This is a genomic window from Rhizobacter sp. P1_G5 (genome assembly GCF_056405435.1).
Map to the genome: position 1 here is coordinate 1 of NZ_JBFUCB010000625.1, position 3434 is coordinate 3434.

At 64.4% G+C, this 3434-nt stretch carries 1 protein-coding gene; it reads right to left on the bottom strand.

Annotation, left to right across the window (positions count from 1 at the left end; all coding sequences use genetic code 11):
• On the bottom strand, positions 1–3376 hold a 3376-nt coding region (locus AC1D12_RS28310), incomplete at its 3' end, for an RHS repeat domain-containing protein (RefSeq protein ID WP_477844412.1).
• Positions 3377–3434 lie beyond the last annotated feature (58 nt).

Sequence of the window (3434 nt, forward strand, 5' to 3'; positions counted from 1 at the left end):
CTGCAGTATAGGCACTGCACAACATTATCTCTGTCATTCTCGCTGGTGCGCGACTTTCGTACGTCGCCAGCACCACCATTCGACCACTGAGTGCAGCCATTTCGTTCTGCGTATAGCGAGCAGTTTCGTTTCCCACCATATTTGTGATGCCAAATTTCAATATAGTGCCATCATAAATTGAAACAAGCATGTATACAGAAGTACTATCGGGACTCAGCCAGCTGTTGCCATTTATTCTTCTTTCAATAGTGTCGAGCGCAGCCCCAAAAGCTAGACCTAAGGCAGCACCTTTTAGACCGCCCTCCACCGCTGCACCGGCCACAATCACCGGGTTAAACGGTGCGCAACCGCCGCTCGTAGCAGCATCACATGCCGCACTTACTCCAATCCCGCCAAGCACTCCTACACCAGTCCCGATAGTTGCTCCGGCCTTCGTAAATATCGAAGAGCATGACTCCGGATGACTGAGGCAATTGAAGATATACCCAAACGCCCCCGACTGGGCCCCATTCGCGAATTTCCCTCCGCCTATGACGGAAACCGTCCCACCCACGATTGCGCGGATTGCGACGTTTCCTACTGGATTACCCGCATCGATCCGTCCTCCAAGGCCTTGTGCCGCACCTGCAGCCAGTGCGCCTCGACCGCACTCCCCGCCACCAACCACAGATGTGATGCAGCCTGCGCCGGCATGCAACAGCACCCGCCCTAATCCGCTGTCACTCCAGAATGCCGCGGTCGCCATACGATCAGCCGCTCCTGATGCGCTGAAGGCATATTTCGCGCTGGAGGCAGCGTTTCCGCTCAACTCTGCACCCAGGCTCCCAGCGCCATAGAAGACTAGCGAACTGAACGCACCCTGCGTTGCCCCTTTCATATTCCCCGTGCTCACGGCGCCGGAGGCGAATCCAGCGATGGCGGTATTGGCCAACGCGCTTTCAGTCAACGCGAAATAGCCCTGTGGACCGAGCGCCACCGCCACCCAGACACCCAAGATCTGGCGGAAGGTGTTCTGATCAATCATGCCGGTCGCCCGGCCGATGATGGCCCCGACCAGTGCCGCACACATCAGCCCGCAGCGGCCATCCGCGTCCACATCATTCAACGGCCGGTTGTAGACGTAGCTGTACGCGTTGTAGGTCTGGATGTCGAACCGATCGCCCACCACTGGGTCGGCCTGCATGAAGCGCCCGATCATCGGGTCGTACAACCGCGCGTTCATGTGGATCACGCCGAGGTCGTCTAGGTGCTCGTGCCCGGTGAATCCGCGGTCCGTGCCGTTGGCCGCATCCGGCGCGCCGCCGTGGTAGTCGCCGATCAGTGCGTTGCCCGGATCCGTCGGCCCATTCGCGTAGCGGCGCTTGCCCCACGGGTCGTAGGCGTAGCGGATCGTCTTCACCACACTGCGCCAGTCGCCTCCGCCGGCCACCGTCACCGCCACCGTCGAGCCGAGGTGGTCCTTGTGCCAGTACTCCAGCTTGCTCGTCGTCGCCGGTGCCGCGGCCGTCGTCGTCAGCAGCACCGTCGCGGTGCCCGCCGAGATGTAGTGCCGGTTCGTCGTGACCCCGTTCTCGTCGGTCTCCTGCTCGTAGCTGAGCCCGTTCGCGCCGTCCGGGTGCAGGGTCCACGTCGTGCGCGTGCCGCGGCTGGTCTTGCGCAATTCGACCAGGCGTTGTTCGGTCTCGCCATACACCCAGTCGTAGGTCGGTGCTGCCGCACCACCCGTGCTCACCCCGATGATGCCCGGCGTGACACCGTCACCCTGCGGCAGGTTGAAGCTGTTGTAGCGCACGCTGCGGTACCGCGCATCGCCCAGTGCCCGCGTCAGGTTGCCCTGCGCGTCGTACTCGTAGTCGGCGCTGTACGTCGGCCCGCCGGCGCGCGTGCGGATCGCGCTCACCGCATGCGGCAGGCGCTGGCCGCTCGCAGGGTAGATGTACGAGCCGACGTCGCTCTTGAAGAGGATGTTGCCGATCGCGTTGTAGGCCAGTGTCACGTCCTGGGTCACGCCACCCTGGTTCGTCACCTGGTACTGCGTCAGCCGGTTCAACTCGTCGTAGACGAACCACTCGCCCACGTTCAGATTGGTGCCGGCTCCATTGATGTCGATGCGCCGGGTCAGGTTGCCGAGCGCATCCCACACGTACTGGTGCTTGAACACGTCCATTGCCGCCGCGTTGCCGATGTCGGTGCCGAGGCCCGCCCCCGCGTCGGTGACGCGCCCGCTCATCGGGTCGAAGCGGGTATGCGTGCTCACGCCATGGCCCAACAGCGCGTCCTCCACCTTGCCCCAGGCGTTCACCCGCTGCGCCGTCCAGTAGGCGTAGCCGCTGCCGTTGTGCACCGTCTGCAGCGCACCGAGCTTCGTGTAGCCGTACTGCACGCTCACGCCGGTCTGCCAGCTCTGCTTCACGAGCCGGCCGAAGTTCGCGTCGTACTCCATGCTCTGCGAGAAGGTCTTCTGCACGTAGCGCGGATCCGGGCTGATCGCCGTCGTCGCGTTCACCGGCCGCAGGTAGCGGTCGTACACCGCCGAGCGCACCACGCCGTGCGTCGTGCTGCTGCCGCACAGCTTGCCCTTGGTCGCGTTCGCGCCGCCGCTGGCGGCGGACAGGCAGGCCGTGCCGTTCGGCGCGCCGCTCACCGTGTCGTAGAAGTAGGTGGTCTTGAAGTCCGGCGTCAGCTTCTCGACCASCCGGCCCAGTACGTCGTAGCCCAGCGTGCTGCTCGTTCCAGCCGCACGCTGGTTCGGGCTCTGCTGCGATGTCAGCTCGCCCAGCGCGTTGTAGCCGTAGGTCCAGTAGCCCTTGTTCGGGTCCAGCATCGCCGTCTTGCGGCCGCGCCCGTCGTAGCGTATCTCCACGCGGTTGCCCAGCGGGTCCACCGTCGTCACCAGGCTGCCCTGCGCGTCGTACAGGAACGCGGTCTGCGCGTGCTGCGCATCCTCAGCCAGCACCACATGGCCTTGGGCGTCGCGCCATTGGACGTCGGTCTGAACTGCGGTTTCGGGTCGACCTGGAATGGGCCTGCCGCGCCGCGTCACCGTCGTCTTCGCGCCCTCGTAGGCGTAGCGCACCACCATGAACTGCATCGCACCCGGTGCGCGACCGAAGGCGTTGAGCTCCGCGATCGCGCCCGCGTCGGTGATCCCTTCGCTGCCCTCGCCGTTGTCGGCCGTGTACACCGCCAGCGGTCGTCCGATCACGTCGAACTGCGTGTACGTGAAGCCGTAGGCGCTGCCGTTGATGCCCGAACTCAGCGTGTCCAGGAAGTACGGCTGCGTCGTCAGCACCGTCGCGCCGTTCTGGTTGTAGAACGTGTCGGCCACGATCAGCCTGCACGTCGCGCCGGGATCGCAATCGAACGCCTGCGTCACGCTGCGCATCGTGCGGCCGCGCACGTCCTGGTAGACACGGGTCCACGGCCCGCTGACC